This window comes from Microbacterium sp. SZ1 (assembly GCF_002362255.1).
Classification (GTDB): Bacteria; Actinomycetota; Actinomycetes; order Actinomycetales; family Microbacteriaceae; genus Microbacterium.
Genome location: NZ_LPVV01000024.1, coordinates 1 through 1,001 on the forward strand (window position 1 = coordinate 1; position 1,001 = coordinate 1,001).

General features: G+C 71.5%; 2 pseudogenes. Both read right to left on the reverse strand.

The annotated features are described in order from the left end of the window. Positions 1-697 (reverse strand): annotated as a pseudogene (locus tag AUC47_RS10725) (transglutaminase domain-containing protein); the annotation flags it as partial. After that, positions 694-1,001, reverse strand: a pseudogene (locus tag AUC47_RS10730) (DUF58 domain-containing protein); the annotation flags it as partial. The pseudogenes AUC47_RS10730 and AUC47_RS10725, both read right to left, overlap by 4 nt.

Sequence of the window (1,001 nt, forward strand, 5' to 3'; positions counted from 1 at the left end):
CCGCGAGCAGACGACGCAGCCGCATGTGCGCGGCCCGCGACGGATCGACCTCGCTCACCGAGACGGCGGCGTTCTGCGGCGCCCACAGCTGACGAAGCGCGAGCCATGCCGTCGCGAGCACCGCGAACACGAGACCCTGCACGACCGGGAAAGCCGGCTCCGGAGTGCCGAGCGCGATCACCAGCATGAGCATGACACCGGCCGGCAGCAGCGCCCACGCCACGTTCGGCAGTCGCAGTGCGAACGACGCCGTCAGCACCGTGATGACGAGGGTCAGCAGGAACGGCACGAGGAAGTGCCCGTCGGTGCCCGACACCGGGGCGACCGTGGTGAGCAGCTGCTTCCACGACGTGACGGTGCCGACCGCGAGCTTCTCCAGCGTCTCCAGCGACGGGATGACGCCGAGGATCGCCGTGTGCGGCAGAGCGAGCGCGCCGCCGAAGACGAAGTAGACGGCGACCGTCAGCCCGGCGACGATGAGGATGCCCCAGCGCTGCCACGCCCCGACGGCGGCGATCGCGAGGCCGAGGAGCAGCGCGCCGATCGCCGCAGGGAGGTACGACGGTCCGGCGAACGTGGGCCAGAAGCCGACGATCGACACCGCGATGAGCAGCGCTGAGGCGGCGAGGTCCAGGATCCAGCGGCGCACCGGCATCCCGGCGAAGTCCTTCGCGAGCGCGGTCGACACGGCGGTCATGCGAGCACCTTCTGCAGGGCGAGGGGCACCTGTTCGAGGGCGCCGATCGTGACGACGTCGGCCTCGCCGATGCGGCGGAGTGCCGGTGCTGCCACACTGCGGTCTGCGACGACGGCGAGGACCTTCGCACCGAAGGGCAGCCGGGCGCACGCGACGCGCAGGTCGTCGGTGTCGACCCTGGAGCCGCACACCAGCACGACGACGCTCGCGAGCGGCATCGTGCGCGAGACCACGCCGGCGAGCTGGTCGATGCCGCCGTCTCGGGGCTTGGAGTACTCGACCCCCGACAGCGAGTCGAGCAGCT